The 18626-nt window shown below is 71.9% G+C and carries 15 protein-coding genes; 11 read left to right on the forward strand and 4 right to left on the reverse strand.

Going from position 1 to position 18626, the window contains the following annotated elements; translation table 11 throughout:
* Positions 1-132: 132 nt before the first annotated feature.
* From ACZ42A_RS15650 to ACZ42A_RS15690, 9 genes are read left to right on the forward strand one after another with little or no spacing between them, the layout of a single operon-like run.
* On the forward strand, positions 133-1554 hold the full coding sequence (locus ACZ42A_RS15650; protein WP_468527735.1) for an ABC transporter substrate-binding protein: 1422 nt from the start codon (positions 133-135) through the stop codon (positions 1552-1554).
* 4 nt (positions 1555-1558) lie between these two features.
* Positions 1559-2437: a carbohydrate ABC transporter permease gene (locus ACZ42A_RS15655; protein ID WP_468527736.1), complete on the forward strand. Its 879-nt coding sequence runs from the start codon at positions 1559-1561 to the stop codon at positions 2435-2437.
* On the forward strand, positions 2434-3258 hold the full coding sequence (locus ACZ42A_RS15660) for a carbohydrate ABC transporter permease (RefSeq protein WP_468527737.1): 825 nt from the start codon (positions 2434-2436) through the stop codon (positions 3256-3258). The genes ACZ42A_RS15655 and ACZ42A_RS15660 overlap by 4 nt, the downstream gene beginning before the upstream one ends.
* On the forward strand, positions 3255-4337 hold the full coding sequence (locus ACZ42A_RS15665) for an ABC transporter ATP-binding protein (RefSeq protein ID WP_468527738.1): 1083 nt from the start codon (positions 3255-3257) through the stop codon (positions 4335-4337). The genes ACZ42A_RS15660 and ACZ42A_RS15665 overlap by 4 nt, the downstream gene beginning before the upstream one ends.
* On the forward strand, positions 4334-5161 hold the full coding sequence (locus tag ACZ42A_RS15670; RefSeq protein ID WP_468527739.1) for a DeoR/GlpR family DNA-binding transcription regulator: 828 nt from the start codon (positions 4334-4336) through the stop codon (positions 5159-5161). Before ACZ42A_RS15665 ends, ACZ42A_RS15670 begins: the two co-directional genes overlap by 4 nt.
* Complete coding sequence (locus ACZ42A_RS15675) at positions 5139-6209, forward strand: ABC transporter ATP-binding protein (protein ID WP_468527740.1); 1071 nt, start codon at positions 5139-5141, stop codon at positions 6207-6209. Before ACZ42A_RS15670 ends, ACZ42A_RS15675 begins: the two co-directional genes overlap by 23 nt.
* 8 nt (positions 6210-6217) lie before the next feature.
* Positions 6218-7258, forward strand: coding sequence for a 2-hydroxyacid dehydrogenase (locus ACZ42A_RS15680; protein WP_468527741.1), 1041 nt, complete (start codon positions 6218-6220; stop codon positions 7256-7258).
* An 18-nt stretch (positions 7259-7276) separates the two neighbouring features.
* Positions 7277-8698 (forward strand): FGGY family carbohydrate kinase, encoded by a 1422-nt coding sequence (locus tag ACZ42A_RS15685; RefSeq protein WP_468527742.1) that lies wholly within the window; start codon positions 7277-7279, stop codon positions 8696-8698.
* Positions 8699-8730: 32 nt separating this feature from the next.
* Positions 8731-9807 carry a glycerophosphodiester phosphodiesterase family protein gene (locus ACZ42A_RS15690; RefSeq protein ID WP_468527743.1) on the forward strand — a complete coding sequence of 359 codons (1077 nt, stop codon included), beginning with the start codon at positions 8731-8733 and terminating at the stop codon, positions 9805-9807.
* Positions 9808-9811: 4 nt separating this feature from the next.
* On the opposite strand, the gene ACZ42A_RS15695 is transcribed toward ACZ42A_RS15690, so the two are convergent.
* Positions 9812-10450: a mycothiol-dependent nitroreductase Rv2466c family protein gene (locus tag ACZ42A_RS15695; protein ID WP_468527744.1), complete on the reverse strand. Its 639-nt coding sequence runs from the start codon at positions 10448-10450 to the stop codon at positions 9812-9814.
* A gap of 167 nt (positions 10451-10617) precedes the next feature.
* On the opposite strand from ACZ42A_RS15695, the gene pepN reads away from it, so the two are divergent.
* Together pepN and ACZ42A_RS15705 are read left to right on the forward strand one after the other, a co-directional pair.
* Positions 10618-13194: an aminopeptidase N gene (gene pepN / locus ACZ42A_RS15700; protein WP_468527745.1), complete on the forward strand. Its 2577-nt coding sequence runs from the start codon at positions 10618-10620 to the stop codon at positions 13192-13194.
* A gap of 225 nt (positions 13195-13419) precedes the next feature.
* Positions 13420-14472, forward strand: a complete 1053-nt coding sequence (locus ACZ42A_RS15705; RefSeq protein ID WP_468527746.1) for a hypothetical protein — start codon at positions 13420-13422, stop codon at positions 14470-14472.
* 85 nt (positions 14473-14557) lie between these two features.
* Here the strand turns inward: ACZ42A_RS15705 and ACZ42A_RS15710 are convergent, their stop codons facing one another.
* The 3 genes from ACZ42A_RS15710 to ACZ42A_RS15720 all read right to left on the reverse strand — a co-directional run bounded on the left by ACZ42A_RS15710 (position 14558) and on the right by ACZ42A_RS15720 (position 18622).
* On the reverse strand, positions 14558-16327 hold the full coding sequence (locus ACZ42A_RS15710; RefSeq protein WP_468527747.1) for a TIGR03767 family metallophosphoesterase: 1770 nt from the start codon (positions 16325-16327) through the stop codon (positions 14558-14560).
* A 343-nt stretch (positions 16328-16670) separates the two neighbouring features.
* On the reverse strand, positions 16671-18125 hold the full coding sequence (gene argG, locus ACZ42A_RS15715) for an argininosuccinate synthase (protein WP_468527748.1): 1455 nt from the start codon (positions 18123-18125) through the stop codon (positions 16671-16673).
* Positions 18126-18172: 47 nt separating this feature from the next.
* Positions 18173-18622: an NUDIX hydrolase gene (locus ACZ42A_RS15720; protein WP_468527749.1), complete on the reverse strand. Its 450-nt coding sequence runs from the start codon at positions 18620-18622 to the stop codon at positions 18173-18175.
* Between the last annotated feature and the right edge of the window lie 4 nt (positions 18623-18626).

The following is an 18626-nucleotide window of genomic DNA, read 5'->3' on the forward strand; positions in this document are numbered from 1 at the left end:
TTCCCCGTGCGCGAGGGATTGACGGCCAACTGACGCGGTTCCACTCTCTGTTAACGAGTCGACTCGCCGTGTTAACCCGCACCGGACCCACCCCCGGAGACACCGGACCGAGCCCACATGTGGAGGTCACGGATGGACACGCACGCGCACGACCGCCGCCGCTTCCTCGCCCTCACCGCCGCCGCGGCGGCGGCTCCCCTGCTCACCGCCTGCGGTGCCGGGTTCGGCGGGAACGACACCAAGAGCGACGGCTCGGCCGCCGACGACATCACCGGCTCCTTCGACTGGAAGCGGGAGCAGGGCACCACCGTCAAGGCGCTGCTGAACAAGCATCCGTACACGGACGCGCTCCTCGCCGACCTCAAGTCCTTCACCGAGAAGACCGGGATCAAGGTCGAGTACGACGTCTTCCCCGAGGACAACTACTTCGACAAGCTCACCGTCGACCTCTCCAGCGGCCGGGCCTCCTACGACGTCTTCATGCTCGGCGCGTACATGGTGTGGCAGTACGGCCCGCCGGGCTGGCTGGAGGACCTCGGCCCCTGGATGCGCAACTCCGCCGCCACCGGCGACGAATGGGACCAGGCCGACTTCTTCCCGAACCTCCTCCAGGCCGACCAGTGGAACCTGAAGGCGGGCGCTCCGCTCGGGCAGGGCGGGCAGTACGCGCTGCCCTGGGGCTGGGAGACCAACGTCGTCGCCTACAACACCGAGGTGTTCCGCAAGCTCGGCCTCAAGCCCGCCGAGACCTTCGACGAGCTGGTCGACCTCGCCGGGACCATCAAGCGGAAGGCGCCGGGCGCCGGCTTCGACGGCATGTACGGGATCGCCGTACGGGGCTCCCGGAGCTGGGCCACCATCCACCCCGGGTTCATGACCATGTACGCCCGCAACGGCCTGAAGGACTTCACGGTCGAGGGCGGAAAGCTCACCCCCGCCATGAACACCCCGGAGGCCGTTGCGTTCACCGAGGACTGGGCGCGGATGGTCAAGCAGGGCGGGCCGCCGTCCTGGACCTCGTACACCTGGTACCAGTGCTCCAGCGACCTCGGCGCGCGCAAGGCCGGGATGCTGTTCGACGCGGACACCGCCGCCTACTTCCAGGCCGTCGAGGGCGCCAGCCCGGCCTCCGGGAAGATCGCCTTCCACCCTGGCCCGAAGGGGCCCGACGGATCCCTCGCCACCAACATGTGGATCTGGTCCCTCGGCATGAACGCCAAGAGCAAGCGCAAGAGCGCCAGTTGGCTGTTCCTCCAGTGGGCGACCGGGAAGGAGCACCTGCGCAGGAGCGCGCTCACCCACAACCACATCGACCCGGTGCGCAAGTCGATCGCCGAGGACGCCGCCTACCGGGACAAGATGAAGGACCTGCCCGGCTTCATCGAGACCTTCGAGACGGTCGTCGACCAGACGAAGATCCAGTTCACCCCGCAGGCGCAGTTCTTCGACGCGACGACCAGCTGGGCCTCCGCGCTCCAGGAGATCTACGGCGGCAAGAGCGCGCGGTCCGTCCTCGACGGGCTCGCGGACGACCTCGCCCGCAAGGTCGGCTGACCCCATGCGCCTCGCCCTGCGCCCCTATCTCCTGATCGTCCCGGCACTGCTGCTGACCTGCGGGATCCTCTACCCGTTCGGGCTCGGCCTGTACTACACGGTCTTCGACTTCGCGGCGAGCAAACCACAGCCGGACATGGTCGGACTCGACAACTACCGGACCGTCTTCACCGAGGAGTCCTTCTGGAACTCCGCCTGGGTGACGGCGCTGTACGCGGTCGGGGCGGCCGGGTTCGAGACGGTGCTCGGCGTCGCGGTCGCCCTGCTGCTGAACCGGTCGTCGCTGGTGGGGCGGGTGCTGGAGAAGATCCTGATCCTGCCGCTGATGATCGCGCCGGTGATCGCCGCGATCATGTGGAAGCTGATGCTCCAGCCGTCGGTGGGGGTGGTGAACCACCTGCTCAGGCCCTTCGGGCTCGGCGATGTGCAGTGGACGGACACCCCGACCGGGGCACTGCTGTCGTCGATCGCCGTGGACGTGTGGGTGTACACGCCGTTCGTGGCGATCCTGGCCCTCGCCGGACTGCGGTCCCTGCCCACCTCCCCGTTCGAGGCGGCGGCCGTGGACGGGGCGGGCTGGTGGTACACCTTCCGGCGGCTGACGCTGCCCATGCTGTGGCCGTACGTACTGGTCGCGCTGATCTTCCGGTTCATGGACTCGCTGAAGGTGTTCGACATCATCTACGCCCTCACCGAGGGCGGGCCCGGCGACTCGACGGTGGTCCTCCAGATCAGGGCGTACCTGGAGGCGATCCGCTTCCAGCGCTACTCCTTCGGGATCAGCTACACGGTCGTGCTGTGGGCCGTGGTCTATCTCGCCGCGATGGTGCTCGTCCGGCATCTGGGGCGGATCCAGCGACGCGCCGCGGAGGTGACCAAGTGAAACGGCGGTGGCTGGGCCGGCTCGCGGACGCCGCCCTCGTCCTCTACTTCGTCTTCGCGCTGTTCCCGATCGCCTGGATGGTGATCCTCTCCCTGAAACCCGCCGACCAGCTCTTCAGCACGTACTTCTCCTTCTCCCCCACCCTCGACTCCTACCGGACCGTCCTCGGCGACAGCGAGGGCATCCCGTTCACCCGGTTCTTCGTCAACAGCCTGGTGGTGTCGGTGGGGGCGGTGGCGCTGTCGCTGCTCGTCGGGCTGCCGGCCGCGTACGCCTCGGCGCGCTGGCGGTTCAAGGGCTCCGACAACCTCATGTTCACGCTGCTGTCGTTCCGGTTCGCGCCCGAACTCACGGTGATCATCCCGCTGTTCGTGCTCTATCAGGAGCTGGGGCTGTTCGACACCTACGTCGGCATGGTGTGGGTGCTCCAGCTGGTCACCCTGCCGCTGATCGTGTGGATCATGCGGTCCTACTTCGCCGATCTGACCCCCGAGCTGGAGCAGGCGGCGCTCCTCGACGGCTACTCCCGCAAGCAGGCGTTCTTCAAAGTCGCCCTGCCGCTGGTCAAGCCCGGCATCGCGGCCGTGTCCCTGCTGGCGTTCATCTTCGCCTGGAACAACTTCGTCTTCCCGCTGATCCTCACCTCCAACGAGGCGCAGACCGTGACCGTGGGCGCGCTGTCCTTCCTCGGCGGCGACCGGCCCAAGTACAACCTCACGGCCGCCGCCGCGCTGGTCTCCGTGATCCCACCGCTGCTGCTGGCGCTGCTGATCCAGCGGTATCTGGTGCGGGGGCTCTCGTTCGGGGCGGTGAAGTCATGACGGTGTCACTGCGCGGGATCCGGAAGACGTACGGCAAGGTCACCGCGCTCGACGGACTCGATCTCGAGGTCGGGGAGGGCGAGTTCTTCTGCCTGCTCGGCCCGTCCGGCGCGGGCAAGACGACGACGCTGAAGACCGTCGCCGGGCTCGAACAGCCCGACGCGGGCACGGTCGAGATCGACGGGAAGGACATGCGGGGCGTCGAGCCCTACGACCGGGGCGTGGCCATGTGCTTCGAGAGCTACGCCCTCTACCCGCACCGCACCGCCCACGACAACCTCGCCTCCCCGCTGCGTTCCCCGCGTCACCGGCTCCCGGCCGCCGAGGCGCGCCGGCGGATCACCGAGGTGGCGGAACTCCTCGGTATCGAGGGCCTGCTGGACCGGCCCGTCGGCCAGCTCTCCAACGGGCAGCGGCAGCGCGTCGCCCTCGGCCGGGTCCTGGTCCGCCCCGCCCGCGCCTTCCTGCTCGACGAGCCGCTGTCCCACCTCGACGCCAAGCTGCGCCAGCAGATGCGGGCCGAGCTGAAGGCGATCGGGGCGGTGCGGCGCACCACCACCCTGTACGTCACCCACGACTCGGTGGAGGCGCTGGCGCTCGGCGACCGGATCGGGGTGATCCGGGACGGGCGGATCGTGCAGACGGGCACCCGGGAGGAGATCTGGTACCAGCCCTACGACACCGAGGTGGCGCGGGCGTTCGGCCGGCCGCGGATCAATCTGCTGCCGGGGACGGTCGAGGACGGCGTCTTCCGGTCGCCGGACGGCGTGGTGGAACTGCCCGTGGACGCCCCGGCTCGCGGCGCGGCGCAGCTCGGCGTACGGCCCCGGGATCTGACGCTGGGCGGCGGCCCGGGCCATGTGCTGTCCGGCAGCGTCTACGTCACCGAAGTCCTGGGCCGCTCCGTGGAGGTGACGGTCCGTCTGGGCACCGCCCGGGTCTCCCTGGTCGCCTCCCGGTCGCAGGCCGCGGGGCTGCGTCCCGACGACCCCGTCCGGCTGTCCGTGCGGCCTGAGAACCTGCTGCTGTTCGAGGCCGACGGGCCGGAGCGCCCAGGACGACGGATCGGGACACGATGAGCAGCAGCAACCACGCGTTTCAGGGACCCGCGGCCCGGCAGGCCGCCCTGGCCGAGCACGTGCTCGCCGAGGGCTCGGCGACCGCAGCCGAGCTGGCCGAGCGGTTCGGGGTGAGCCTGATGACCATCCACCGGGACCTCGACGAGCTGGCCCGGCAGGGCATCGTACGGAAGTTCCGGGGCGGGGTCACCGCGCAGCCGTCGGGTGTCTTCGAGTCGAACGTGCAGTACCGGCTGAAGACCATGCGGGCCGAGAAGGCCGCCGTCGCCGACCGGGCGATGCGGCTGATCGAGCCCGGCATGGCGATCATGCTGGACGACTCCACCTCCACCCTGGAGATAGCCCGGCGACTGCTCCTCGGCGAGATCACCCCGCTGACGGTCGTCACCAACTTCCTGGAGGCGATCAATCTCCTGGCGGGCCGGCGGGGCGTCCACCTCATGGCGCTCGGCGGCGACTACGACCCGCTGCACTCCTCCTTCCTCGGCGTCTCCTGCGTCGAGGCGGTGCAGCAGCTGCGCGTGGACGTGTGTTTCGCCTCCACCTCGGGGGTGCATGCCGGGCACGCCTACCACCAGGAGCAGCACATCGTCTCCGTGAAGCGGGCGATGCTCGACTCCGCCGCCCGCAACGTCCTGCTGATCGACCACACCAAGCTGGGCCGGGTCGCCCTGCACCGCGTCGTGCCGCTGTCCCGTTTCGACCTGCTGCTGGTCGACGACGGGGCGTCCGCGGAGGCGCTGCGCGACCTGGACGAGCACAAGGTCCGCTACGAGGTCTGCACCACGAAGGGCGCCGCCGATGACCGAGCTGGAGCTACGTGATCTGCGCAAGACCTACCGCCCGCGCGGCCGGCCGCCGGTCGACGCGGTGCGCGGCCTCGATCTGGCCCTGCGCTCCGGGGAACTGCTGGGGCTGCTCGGCCCGTCGGGCTGCGGCAAGTCCACCACGCTGCGGATGATCGCCGGTCTGGAGGCGGTGAGCGGCGGGGACATCCTGGTCGGCGGGGCGTCGGTGGTGGACCGGCCCGCGCAGCGGCGCAACATCGGGGTCGCCTTCGAGAACTACGCGCTGTATCCGCCGCTGACCGTCGCGGAGAACCTGGCGTTCGGCCTGAAGGCGCGGGGCCGCCGGGGGGACGTGGACCGCAGGGTCGGCGAGATGGCGGAGCGCATCGGCCTCACCGATCTCCTCGACGCCCGCCCCGCCGGCCTGTCCAGCGGCCAGAAGCAGCGCGTCGCTCTGGCCCGCGCCCTGATCCGGGAACCCGACGTCCTCCTCCTCGACGAACCCCTCTCCCATCTGGACGCGGCCCAGCGGGACACCACCCGCCGCGAACTCAAGCGCATCCAGCGCGACCTGGGGCACACCACGATCCTGGTCACCCACGACCAGGAGGAGGCCCTCTCCCTCGCCGACCGGATCGCCGTGATGAAGGACGGCGTGATCCAGCAGCTCGGCACGCCGTACGAGATCTACGACCATCCGGCCACCGTCTTCGTCGCGGACTTCGTCGGCGAGCCCGCGATCAACCTGCTGCCCGCCACCGCCGACGGCCACGCCGCCCGCCTCTCCGACACGCTGGAGCTCCCACTCCCGGTGCGGCCGGCCGCGGGCCGCGAGGTGGTCGTCGGCATCCGCCCCGAGGACCTGTCCCTGACCGGCGCCGACGGGCTGCCCGCCCGGGTGCTGGCCCACGAGCCGCTGCTGGAGTCGGGCCTCGCGACCCTCGCCCTCGCGGGCGTGGACCGGCCCGTCACCGTCCTGACAGGCCCCGAGGTGCGGCTGGCGCATGACGAACGAGTCCACATCACCGCCGACCCCGACCTCACCCATGTCTTCGACGCCGAGACGGGAGAGTCCCTTCGATGACCCCTCCGATGACCCCTGCGACGACCCCGGAACCCGTCCGTGTCGTGGCCGCCGGTGACCACTTCGTACTGCCGTCGCTGATCGCGGACGCGGTGCGGCACGAACACCCGGCGGACGTCCGGGAGCTGCGGCTCGGCTGGCCGCTGGAGCCGTTCGGCCCGGTGGCCGAGGTGAGCGAGGCCAGTGACGCCGAGGACGAGCTGATCCAGGCGCTGGGCGACGGCCGCCGGGTGCTGGTCACCCAGATGGGCCCGGTCACCGCCCGGGTCCTGGACGCCGCGCCCGACCTTCGGCTGGTCGTGGTGTGCCGGGGCGGCCCGGTGAACGTCAACCTCGACGCCGCCAAGTCCCATGACGTACGGGTCTGTTACGCCCCCGGGCGCAACGCGGCCGCCACCGCCGAGTTCACCGTCGGCCTGATGCTGGCCGCCCTGCGCCGCATCCCGCAGGCGCACATCCCGCTGGCCGGGCAGGGCAGTTGGGAGGGCGCCGCCTACTACACGTACGACCGCAGCGGTCTGGAGCTGGAGGACCTGCCGGTCGGGCTGGTCGGCTACGGCGCGGTGGGCAGCCGGGTGGCGCGGGTGCTGTGCGCGTTCGGCGCGCAGGTGATGGTCTACGACCCGTACGTCCGCGGCGAGATCCACGGCCTGCGGGTCTCCTCCCTCGACGAGCTGCTGCGCCGCTCCCGGCTGGTCAGCCTGCACGCCCGGCTCACCGCCGAGACCCGCGGCCTGATCGGCGCCCGTGAGCTGGCGCTGCTGCCGGAGGGGGCGGTGGTGGTGAACGCGGCGCGCGGGCCGCTGCTGGACGAGGACGCGCTGTGCGCCGCGCTGGCCGCCGGACGGGTCTCGGCGGCGGCGCTGGACACCTACGCGCACGAGCCGCTGCCGCCGAAGTCCCCGCTGTACGGCTTCGCGGACCGGCTGGTGCTGACCCCGCACCTGGGCGGCGCCAGCCGGGCCGTCGCCGAGAAGGCCGCGCGGATCGCGGCCGCCGAGGTGGGGCGCTGGGCGCGCGGGGAGCCGCTGGCGCACTGCCTGACCTGACGGGACCCGGGAGGTCTTATGTACGTCGGTATCGATGTGGGCACGTCCGTGGTGAAGGCCGCCGCCTTCGACGAGGCCGGGCGGGAGCTGGGCGTCGAGTCCCGGCCGGTGCGGCTCGCACTGCGCGGCGGGTTCGTCGAGCAGGACATGGAGGAGGTGTACGCGGCGGTCGTCGAGGTGCTGGGCGCGCTGACCGCGCGGGTGCCCGGGCCGGTGGCGCTGGCCGGTCTGACGGGGCAGGGCGACGGGGTGTGGCTGGTGGACGAGGAGGGCCGCCCGGTGCGGGCGGCGGCCTCCTGGATGGACGGGCGGGCGCACGAACTGCTCGACCAGTGGCTGGCCGACGGCACCTTCGAGACGGTGTTCCGGCGCACCGGCAGCGCGATGTTCCCGGGCTGCCCGGGCCCCCTGCTGGCCTGGCTCGACCGTCATGAGCCGGGCTCGCTCGACGCCGCCGCGACCGCCCTGTACTGCAAGGACATGGTGTTCCGGCGGCTGACCGGGGCACCGGCGACGACGGATGTCTCGGACGCGTCGATGCCGTTCCTGGACCCGCGGACCCGGACGTACGACAACCGGGTCGTCGAGTTGCTCGGCCTCACCCACCGCCGTCGCCTGCTCGCCCCGGTGAGCGACCCGACGGCCACGGCGACCGCCCGGGAAGGCCTGCCGCCCGGCACGCGGATCGCGAACGGGCCGTACGACCTGCCGGCGAGCGCGCTCGGCGCGGGCGTCACCGCCCCGGGGGACGGTCTGCTGATCGTCGGCACCTGTCTGGCCGCGCTGGTGGCCACCACCGAGCTGGACCTGAGCGGCGAACCGGCCGGCCTGTACATCTCCACCGACCGCCCCGGTCACTGGCTGCGCGCCATGCCCGCGATGGTCGGCACGGCGGCCCTGGACTGGGTGCTCACCACCACCGGGGTCCGGCACTCCGAGGTGGACGGGCTGCTCGACGGGACCCCGCCCGGCGCACACGGCGTCCGCGTCCTGCCGTACTTCGCTCCGTCCGGCGAGCGCGCCCCGTTCGTCGAACCCCGGCTGCGCGCCGAACTCACCGGCGTCAGCCTGGAGTCGACCCGCGGCGACCTGATCCGCGCGACCTGCGAGGGCATCGGGTACGCGGCCCGGCACTGCCTGGAGGCCGCGGGGCTGACCGGCTCGCTCGCGGTGTGCGGCGGCGGCACCCGCAGCGCCGCGTGGATGCGGCTGCTGGCCGACGTGCTGGGCCGGCCGCTGCGGGTCGTCGAGGGCGAGGTGGGCGCGCGGGGCGCGGTGCTCGCGGCGGCGGAGCGGTACGGGGCGCGCCTGGACGCCGGTGCGTGGACCCGGCCGACGGCGATCGTCGAACCGGACCCGGACCGGGCGGCGTACTACGCGAAGGGCTACGAGGAGCACCTGGCCCGGCTGACGGAGGCGCGGGCCCGCGCACGTGACTGAACCGCCGTACACGGAAAGGGAGTCAGACACCGATGAGACGCCGATCCCTGCTGCTCGCGGCCGCCGTGGGCACCTCCGCGGCCACCGCCCTGCCCGCCTCGGCCGAGGCCGCGGACCGCACCCGCCGTCCCCTGGTCATCGGGCACCGGGGCGCCGCCGGGTGGCGGCCCGAGCACACGGCCGCCTCCTACACGTACGCCGTGCAGACCGGCGCCGACTGGATCGAACCGGACCTGGTGCCGACCAGGGACCACGTGCTGGTGGTCCGGCACGAGAACGAGATCTCGCAGACCACCGACGTGGCCGCGCACCCGGAGTTCGCGGACCGCCGCACCACGAAGACGGTGGACGGGCGGTCGGTGACCGGCTGGTTCACCGAGGACTTCACGCTGGCCGAGCTGAAGACGCTGCGGGCGGTCGAACGGCTGCCCACGGTCCGCAACCGCAACACCGTCTTCGACGGCCGGGAGCGGGTGCTGACCTTCCAGGAGGTCGTGGACCTCGCCCGGCGCCTGTCGAGGACGTACGGCCGGACGGTCGCCGTCTTCCCGGAGACCAAGCACCCGACGTACTTCCGCGCCCTCGGCCTGCCCCTGGAGCCGAAGCTGGCGGAGATCATCCGCCGCAACCGGCTCGGACCGCGCGCATGCGTCGTGCAGTCGTTCGAGCCGACCAGTCTGCGGCGGATCGCGGACGAGGACCTCGGCGTGCCGCTGTGGCAGGCGCTGGGGACCACCGGCGGGCCGTACGACCTGGTCTCCGCCGGGGATCCGACGACGTACAAGGACATGATGACCCCGGCCGGACTGGCGCGGATCGCCCGCTACGCCGACTGGATCGGCCCCGACAAGTCCTCGGTGGTGCCGGTGACCCCGGACGGCGGCATGGGCACCCCCACCTCACTGGTGGCGGACGCCCATGCGGCGGGTCTGCGGATCGGCCCGTACACCTTCCGCGCCGAGAACCAGTACCTGCCGCCCGCCCTGCGCCGCGGCACGACGGCGACCGACTTCGGCGACGCGTTCGCGGAGTACGCGCTGCACTACGGGCTGGGCGTGGACGCGGTCGTGACGGACTTCCCGGACCTGGCGCGGATGGCCATCGGGTAGGTGTCTACAGGTTGCTGAAGTCCGGGCCCTTGGTGCGGGTGCGCTTGATCTCGTAGAAGCCCGGCACGGAGGCCACGGCGAGGGTGCCGTCCCACAGGCGGGCGGCCTCCTCGCCCTTCGGGGCCGGGGTGACGACCGGGCCGAAGAAGGCGATCTGCTCGCCGTCGGCGCCGGGCACCGCGATGATCGGGGTGCCGACCTCCTGGCCGACCTTCTCGATGCCTTCCTTGTGGGAGGCGCGCAGCTGCTCCTCGTACGGGGTGTCGTCCCAGTGCTCCATGAGCGACTCGGGCAGGCCGACGTCCCGCAGGGCGGCGGCGACCGTCTCCTTCCCGATGCCCTCGTCCCGGTTGTGGAACCGGGTGCCGAGCGCGGTGTACAGGTCGCCCAGGACCTCCGGGCCGTGCTCGACCTGCGCGGCGATGACGACCCGGACGGGGTTCCACGCCTTCGTCGCCAGCATCTCGCGGTACTCCTCGGGCAGCTCGTCGAGCTTGTCCTCGTTCAGCACGGCGAGGCTCATCACATGCCAGCGGACCTCGATGTCCCGGACCTTCTCCACCTCCAGCACCCACCGGGAGGTCATCCAGGCCCAGGGGCACAGCGGGTCGAACCAGAAGTCGACGGGGGTCTTCTCCGACATGTCTCTCCTCATGAACGTCATGAACGTCAAGCGGCTGCTGTCCGGGACAACGTCCGGAGAACGCCGCCGCCCTCCCCCTCATTCCCTGCTGCCCCGCGTCAGGGGCACATGGCAGGATCGGTCCTGTTCAGCCGTAGTCATGACGTACATACGAGGGAGTGCCGCCCGTGCCCGGTGAGAATCTGTCCCGCGACGAGGCCCGGGAGCGGGCCGCTCTGCTGTCCGTCGACGGCTACGAGGTCTCCCTCGACGTGCGCTCGGCCGTCGGCGACCACGACGGCGACGGCCCGCGCACCTTCCGCTCGGTCACCACGATCCGCTTCCGCTGTGCCGAGCCGGGCGCGTCGAGCTTCGCGGACCTGATCGCGCCGAGCGTGACGGCCGTGTCGCTGAACGGCCGCGACCTCGACCCCAGCGAGGTCTTCGACGGCTCCCGGATCCTGCTGGAGGACCTGGCCGCCGACAACGAGCTGATCGTGGACGCCCAGTGCGCCTACTCCCGCACCGGCGAGGGCCTGCACCGCTTCGTCGACCCGGAGGACGGCGAGGTCTACCTGTACACCCAGTACGAGCCGGCCGACTCGCGCCGCGTCTTCGCCAACTTCGAGCAGCCCGACCTCAAGGCCCCGTTCCGCTTCGAGGTGCGGGCGCCGGAGGAGTGGACGGTGTGGAGCAACGGCGCCGGCGAACGGACCGACGGCGTATGGCGGTTCGCGGAGACCAAGCCCATCTCGACGTACATCACGTGTGTGGTGGCGGGCCCGTACCACTACGTCACGGACTCCTACGAGCGGGTCTTCGAGGACGGCACGAAGCTGGAGATCCCGCTCGGCGCCATGTGCCGCAAGGGTCTCGCCCCCCACTTCGACGCCGACGACGTCTTCCTGGTCACCAAGCAGGGCCTGGACTTCTTCCACGACCACTTCGACTACCCGTACCCCTTCGGCAAGTACGACCAGGCGTTCGTGCCCGAGTACAACCTCGGCGCGATGGAGAACCCGGGGATGGTGACCTTCCGCGAGGAGTTCATCTTCCGCGGCAAGGTGACCCGGGCGTCCTACGAGGGCCGCGCCAACGTGATCCTGCACGAGATGGCGCACATGTGGTTCGGCGACCTGGTCACCATGGAGTGGTGGGACGACCTGTGGCTGAAGGAGTCCTTCGCCGACTTCATGGGCGCCTTCTCACTGGTCGGCGCGACCCGCTTCAAGGACGGCTGGATCACCTTCGCCAACCGCCGCAAGGCCTGGGCGTACCGCGCGGACCAGCTGCCCTCCACGCACCCCATCACCGCCGACATCCGCGACCTGCAGGACGCCAAGCTCAACTTCGACGGCATCACGTACGCCAAGGGCGCCTCGGTGCTCAAGCAGCTGGTGGCGTACGTCGGCCAGGACGCGTTCCTGGAGGGCGCGCGGCGCTACTTCAAGCGGCACGCCTACGGCAACACGCGCCTCGGCGACCTGCTGTCGGTGCTGGAGGAGACCAGCGGGCGGGACATGGGGGCGTGGGCTCGGTCGTGGCTGCAGACGGCGGGGGTCAACTCCCTGACCCCGCAGGTGCTGCTGGACGCCGAGGGCCGGATCGACGAGCTGTCGGTGCTGCAGGAGGCGGCCGAGTCGCACCCCGACCTGCGGCCGCACCGGGTGGCGGTGGGGCTGTACCGGCGCACGGAGGCCGGAGCCCTGGAGCGGTACGCGCGGGCCGAGGTGGACGTCGAGGGGGTGCGGACGGTCGTGACGGAACTGGCCGGTGCTCAGGCGCCGGAGCTGGTGCTGGTCAACGACGACGACCTGACGTACTGCAAGATCCGCTTCGACGCCACGTCGCTGGAGACGCTGAAGGCCGGTCTCGGCGACCTCACCGACCCGCTGGCGCGTGCCCTGTGCTGGTCGGCGGTGTGGAACATGACCCGGGACGCGCTGCTGCCGGCCCGGGGCTTCGTGGACCTGGTGCTGCGGTTCGCGGGCCGCGAGTCGGACATCGGCGTGCTCCAGATGCTGCACGCCTGGGCGAACTCGGCGCTGGTCCACTACGCGGCTCCGGCCTGGCGCCCGCAGGGCGAGCGGCTGCTGGCGGAGGGCGCCCTGCGCGAGCTGCGGGCGGCCGAGCCGGGCAGCGAGCACCAGCTGGCGTGGGCCCGGTTCTTCGCCACGACGGCGTCCGACCGTTCGGATCTGGAGCTGCTGAGGGCTCTGCTGGAGGGCACCGAGAAGATCGACGGCCTGGACGTGGACCAGGAGCTGCGCTGGGCGTTCCTGGAGCCGCTGGCCGCGCACGGGGTGGCCGACGAGCAGGTGCTGGCGGCGGAGCTGGCCCGGGACGACACCGCGTCCGGCAAGCGCCACCAGGTGCGCTGCCTGGCGGCGCGTCCGTCGGAGGCGGTGAAGGCGCAGGCGTGGGCGCAGGTCGTGGAGTCCGACGCGCTGTCGAACGCGCTGGTGGAGGCGACCATCAACGGCTTCGGGCAGCCCTCGCAGCGGGCGCTGCTGGCGCCGTACGCGGAGAAGTACTTCGCCGCGATCGAGCGGGTGTGGGCGGAGCGGTCCATCCAGATCGGCATGGACGTGGTGCGGGGCCTGTTCCCGTCCCTCCAGGACTCCCCGCGGACGCTGGCGGCGACGGACGAGTGGCTCGCGGCCCACGAGGACGCGCCGCCGGCGCTGCGCCGGCTGGTCCTGGAGGCGCGGGACGACCTGGCGCGGGCGCTGCGCGGGCAGGAGTGCGACGCGGCGGCGGGGTGAACCCCGTCAACCAGCGCTGACCTTTGGCCTGAGCTTGGGCCAGGGGTGACCGTTACGAAATTCGGGCAAGGACGACCGTAACCCCTGGCCACCCCCATTCGGACCAGGGGTTTCGGTGCCCCATCGGCACCCGAACATCCGTCCTTTAGTGATGAGTTGTCCGTATTTGTCGACGGGCGTGTAACAGCGGTTAGGGGCCGGATCGGGCGCGGGAATCCCCGGAGCATGACCCACAACACCCCGCTCTCCCCCCGCCCCCTGCACCACATCGCCGAGGGCAGCCGCCGGGTCCTGACGGCCGCCCAGCTCCGCGCGCACGGCGTCTCCCCGGCCGAACTGGCCGAGCAGTGCCGCCCCGGCGGGCCCTGGCAGCAGCTGCTCCCCGGTGTCTACGTGCTGCACCCGGGACCCCCGACCAGCGAGGAGCGCCTGCACGCGGTCCTGACGTACGCGGCCCGGGACACGGCGACGTCGACGGTGCCGTCCCAGCCGTCCGCGGAGGGCGGCGCCGCCGAACCGCACCGGCTCACCTACCCGGACGCGGTGATCACCGGCCTGGCGGCCCTCACCCTGCACGGCTTCACCTCCTCGCCGCCGCTGCCCGCCCTGGACCGGATCGACGTCCTGGTCCCCCGGCTGCGCCGCCTCCGCACGACGGGCTTCGTGCGCATCCTGCGCACCTCCGCGCTCCCCGCCCCCGAGCAGGTGACGGGCCTCCCCGTCGCCCCCGTCCCGCGCGCCCTCGCCGACGCGGTGGCCGAGTTGCCGGACGCGGGCACGGTGCGCCGGCTGCTCACGGAGGCCGTCCGGGGCGGCCACTGCGACCCGGCGTCGGTGGTCCGCGCGCTGAACCAGGCCAAGCTGCTCAGCCGCCCGCACGTGGTGGACGCGGTGGACTCGCTGCTGGCGGAGGGCCGGGCGATCGCGGAGGACCGGCTGTACCGGATGGTGCGCGAGTACGGCCTCCCCGACCCGGTCTGGAACGTCGACCTGCGCCTGCCCGGCGGCCCCCACCTCGGCGGCCTGGACGCCTACTGGCCGGAGCACGCGGTCGCCGTCGAACTCGACACGCGGGCCCCGCGCCAGGATGAGGACGCGCTGTGGTCGGAGTACGCCCGCAAGCGGGAGCACTTGGAGCGCCTGGGCATCACGGTCGTGTACATCACGCCCCGCAAGCTCCGCGACTCCCTGGAGCAGCAGGCCACGGTGGTCCGCACGGCCCTGATGGCCTCGGTGGACCGGGAGCCGGCCGCGTATGTCGTGGTGCTGCCCCGGTAGTGACGGACCGGGCAGGCACCAGGAGGGGAGAGGAGGGGCCGCCGGGCCCGAGGGTCCGGCGGCCCCTCCTCCTGGGCTCCCGGGTTCAGCCCTTCTTCAGCACCAGCTCCGTGTTCCGGTCCCGGGCCGTGCCCGCGAGGTCGGTGCGGGCGCCCGGGGCGTTGAAGGACAGCTCGCGGTAGAGCGCGGCCAGGCCGGTCTGGGAGAGGTCGGTGAAGTCGGTGCGGTGGGGGGCGGCGGACTCGACCATCGTGGTGAAGACCGAGAGGGTGCCGTCCTTGTTGTCGGCGAGTTCGACGACGCGGGCGAGCTGCGGGAAGTCCACGTGGGACGCGGTGGAGATCTCCCAGAAGGAACGGCCGTCGGCCCCGGTGTGCGGGGTGATCTCGTTGCGGTGGATGTGGCCGTTGATCCAGGCCAGCACGTTGCGGTGGCGGCCCAGGACGGCGAGGACGTCGGCCCCGTCGTAGCGGCGCTCGTTCGGGCGGGCGGGGTCGGGGCGGGTGTTGTTCATGGTCTTGCTGGTGTGGTGGCTGAAGACGACGGCGTAGGAGTCGGCGTTCTGCCGCAGGGTGCGCTCCAGCCAGCGCAGCTGCCCGGCGCCGATGGAGCCCGCGTAGTGGCCGCCGGGGTCGGTGGTGTCGAGGCTGATGCCGATGACGTCCTCGGCGATGCGGAAGCTGTAGTACTGGGTGCCCGCCTCAAGGTTCGCCGTGGAGTAGCCGTGCCCGACCGGGCCCATGCCCGCGTACGCCGGGTCGAGGTGGGCCCGGACGTACTCGGTGGCGGTGTACGGCGCCCGCCGCTCGTCCGGGGTGACCGGGCGCAGGTCCCGGGCGTGCGCCTTGAGCAGGTCGCGGAACTGCACGCCCAGCGGGTCCTTGGCGTTCTTGATGGCGTCCTGGAGCTTCTTCGCCTCCGTCGCCGACAGGGTCATCAGCTTTCTGCCGCCGACGGCGAAGTCCCGAAGGTAGGGGTCGCCGTGGCCGTAGCAGCCCAGCGGGAGGGAGTCGTGGTTGCCGACCGTCGCGTACCAGGGCAGGTTCAGGCCGGGGCTGTGCACCTCCCGGGTCGCGGCGGCCAGGAAGCCCTCCAGCCGCGGGAAGCCGCGCTGCTTGTCGGCGTCGCGGATGGCGGAGTCCGGCTGCCAGTACTGCGCGAGGCCGCTGTTCTGGACGCCCTCGTAGCGGCGCGGGTCACCGGAGTCGGGGCGGATCCGGCCCCCGCTGAGGACGGTCAGGAACCACTCCAGCTCGGTCATCGCGTTGTTGTCGGTGTTGTCGCCGGTCGTCATCGCGAAGTGCAGTGGAGCCCCGGTGACGGGCGCCCCGCGCAGCGCGTTGACCCGCTCCACGAGCGACACCGCGCCCTGCACGGTCAGCAGCTCCTGCGGCCGCCAGGCGTGCACATCGGCCGAGCGCAGGAACTCCAGGCGCAGCGGGTGCTGGGCGTCGATCAGGTGCAGGTCGGTGAGCTGGACGAACGCCGCGAGCGCCGTACGCCGTTCCTCGCGGCCGGACTTGGGCGCCGCGAGGTCGCTGCGGACGACCCGCGGCCAGCCCTGGCCGTCACCGAGGCGCCGGTATCCGGTGGAGCCGCCGACCGGGGCGGCGACACCGGCGAGGGTGGTGCCGCGGGTGTAGGGGGCGAGGGGGGCGAGCGGAGCCTTGCGGGAGACGGCGACCGGGGCCTCCCCCGCGGCCGGGACCTGGCCGGCGGCCCGGCTGTCGGTGGGCCGCAGGGCCCAGCCGACGCCCGCGGACAGCGACACGGCTCCGGCGGTGGCGAGGACGGCACGGCGGTTGACCGCCGCCCCTTGGACGGCGGAGCTGGCGACAGAGCGTATGCGCGGCATGGCGCGGTCTCCCCGAGTGCGAACGCGTCGGCAGTGGCCGCGGACGGCCGCTCGCGCGAACCCCCCGCTCGCTCTGGATCGTTGGCACCGGGGATGACCTGCGTGTGAACGCGACGGCAACGGGCAGCACCGATCACCGTACGTGGATCTCGCGCCACCCCGCGCGTCCGTCACCGCTCCTCTGCGGGCCGGGAGCGGGTCACTCCGCGTTCATCTGACGGGGTATGTGGAGGGGCCTCGGGCGCCTTGCACGACGACGGGCCCGGCGCGCCTCGTACGACGACGGGCCCCGGCGGAGGTGCCTCCGCCGGGGCCCGTGAGCCCGTACGCCTGTGGGCCGGGGTCAGTCCGTGCCGGACTCCATCGCGGCGCGGTCCAGCAGCGCGTCCTGCTCGGAGACCTCGCCGCGGGAGGCGATGGCCTCGGCGCCGCCCTCGGACAGCTCCGGCATGGTGCCGATCAGTCCCGTCGCGGCCGCCTGGGCGGCGCCGATGGTGGGGCTGCCGCTGCCGATCAGGCCGAGGCCGGCGTACTGCTCCAGCTTGGCGCGCGAGTCGGCGATGTCGAGGTTGCGCATGGTGAGCTGGCCGATCCGGTCCACCGGTCCGAACGCGGAGTCCTCGGTGCGCTCCATGGACAGCTTGTCCGGGTGGTAGCTGAAGGCGGGACCGGTCGTGTCGAGGATCGAGTAGTCCTCGCCGCGCCGCAGCCGCAGGGTGACCTCACCGGTGATCGCGGCGCCGACCCAGCGCTGGAGCGACTCGCGGATCATCAGCGCCTGCGGGTCCAGCCAGCGGCCCTCGTACATCAGGCGGCCGAGGCGCCGGCCCTCGTTGTGGTACTGCGCGAGGGTGTCCTCGTTGTGGATCGCGTTGACCAGGCGCTCGTACGCGGCGTGCAGCAGGGCCATGCCCGGGGCCTCGTAGATGCCGCGGCTCTTGGCCTCGATGATCCGGTTCTCGATCTGGTCCGACATGCCGAGGCCGTGGCGGCCGCCGATGGCGTTGGCCTCCATCACCAGGTCGACGGCGGAGGCGAACTCCTTGCCGTTGATGGTCACCGGGCGGCCCTGCTCGAAGCCGATCGTCACGTCCTCGGGGGCGATCTCGACCTCGGGGTCCCAGAACCGCACGCCCATGATGGGCTCGACGGTCTCGATGCCGGTGTCCAGGTGCTCCAGGGTCTTGGCCTCGTGGGTGGCGCCCCAGATGTTGGCGTCGGTGGAGTACGCCTTCTCCGTGCTGTCCCGGTAGGGCAGGTTGTGGGCGAGCAGCCACTCCGACATTTCCTTGCGGCCGCCGAGCTCGGTCACGAAGTCCGCGTCCAGCCAGGGCTTGTAGATCCGCAGGTTCGGGTTGGCGAGCAGCCCGTAGCGGTAGAACCGCTCGATGTCGTTGCCCTTGAAGGTCGAGCCGTCGCCCCAGATCTGGACGTCGTCCTCGAGCATCGCCCGGACGAGCAGGGTGCCGGTGACGGCGCGGCCGAGCGGCGTGGTGTTGAAGTAGGCGCGCCCGCCCGAGCGGATGTGGAACGCCCCGCAGGTCAGCGCGGCCAGGCCCTCTTCGACCAGGGCCGCGCGGCAGTCGACCAGGCGCGCGATCTCGGCGCCGTAGGTCTTCGCGCGTCCGGGCACCGAGGCGATGTCGGGCTCGTCGTACTGGCCGATGTCGGCGGTGTAGGTGCACGGGACGGCGCCCTTGTCGCGCATCCAGGCGACGGCGACCGAGGTGTCGAGCCCGCCGGAGAAGGCGATGCCGACGCGCTCGCCGACAGGGAGGGAGGTGAGGACCTTGGACATGGCAAAACTATGCAACATCTCGCATTGTCATGCAACCCCATGCATTCTCATGCGCCGCCGGGTCCCTGTTCCCGCTCCCGCCACATCCGCAGCCCGATGTCCACGAGCGGCACCCTGACCAGGCCCTCCACGGCACCCAGGTCGTGCCACGCCGCCATGTCCGTCGAGCCGTCCACCTCGAAGCGAAGCTCCCCGCCGATCACCCGTCCCGCGTACAGCAGCCGTACGGCGTGATGGTCGACGGGGCGGCGCAGGCCCCGGCGCGGGAGCGGGCGGCGGGAGGAGTCGATCCCGAGGAGACCGGTCACCTCGATCCGGTAGCCGGTCTCCTCCGTCACCTCCCTGCGCACGGTGTCGTACGGGTCCTCGCCGTGCTCCATCCCGCCGCCCGGCAGCACCCACTCGGGGGTGCCGTCCTCGGCCGGGGAGCGAGCGAGGAGGACCTGACCGTCGCGGACGCATATGGCGTAGGCCGCCACCCTCAACTTCTGCCGCATCCGG

It is taken from the genome of Streptomyces sp. NPDC030838, assembly GCF_055572035.1.

Coding starts and splice junctions, on each gene's coding strand:
- ACZ42A_RS15675 (WP_468527740.1), top strand. CDS start 5,139: ATGACCGAGCTGGAGCTACGTGATCTGCGCAAGACCTACCGCCCGCGC.
- ACZ42A_RS15650 (WP_468527735.1), top strand. CDS start 133: ATGGACACGCACGCGCACGACCGCCGCCGCTTCCTCGCCCTCACCGCC.
- ACZ42A_RS15670 (WP_468527739.1), top strand. CDS start 4,334: ATGAGCAGCAGCAACCACGCGTTTCAGGGACCCGCGGCCCGGCAGGCC.
- ACZ42A_RS15665 (WP_468527738.1), top strand. CDS start 3,255: ATGACGGTGTCACTGCGCGGGATCCGGAAGACGTACGGCAAGGTCACC.
- argG (WP_468527748.1), bottom strand. CDS start 18,125: ATGTCCAAGGTCCTCACCTCCCTCCCTGTCGGCGAGCGCGTCGGCATC.
- ACZ42A_RS15710 (WP_468527747.1), bottom strand. CDS start 16,327: ATGCCGCGCATACGCTCTGTCGCCAGCTCCGCCGTCCAAGGGGCGGCG.
- ACZ42A_RS15720 (WP_468527749.1), bottom strand. CDS start 18,622: ATGCGGCAGAAGTTGAGGGTGGCGGCCTACGCCATATGCGTCCGCGAC.
- ACZ42A_RS15685 (WP_468527742.1), top strand. CDS start 7,277: ATGTACGTCGGTATCGATGTGGGCACGTCCGTGGTGAAGGCCGCCGCC.
- ACZ42A_RS15695 (WP_468527744.1), bottom strand. CDS start 10,450: ATGTCGGAGAAGACCCCCGTCGACTTCTGGTTCGACCCGCTGTGCCCC.
- ACZ42A_RS15690 (WP_468527743.1), top strand. CDS start 8,731: ATGAGACGCCGATCCCTGCTGCTCGCGGCCGCCGTGGGCACCTCCGCG.
- ACZ42A_RS15705 (WP_468527746.1), top strand. CDS start 13,420: ATGACCCACAACACCCCGCTCTCCCCCCGCCCCCTGCACCACATCGCC.
- ACZ42A_RS15655 (WP_468527736.1), top strand. CDS start 1,559: ATGCGCCTCGCCCTGCGCCCCTATCTCCTGATCGTCCCGGCACTGCTG.
- ACZ42A_RS15680 (WP_468527741.1), top strand. CDS start 6,218: ATGACCCCTGCGACGACCCCGGAACCCGTCCGTGTCGTGGCCGCCGGT.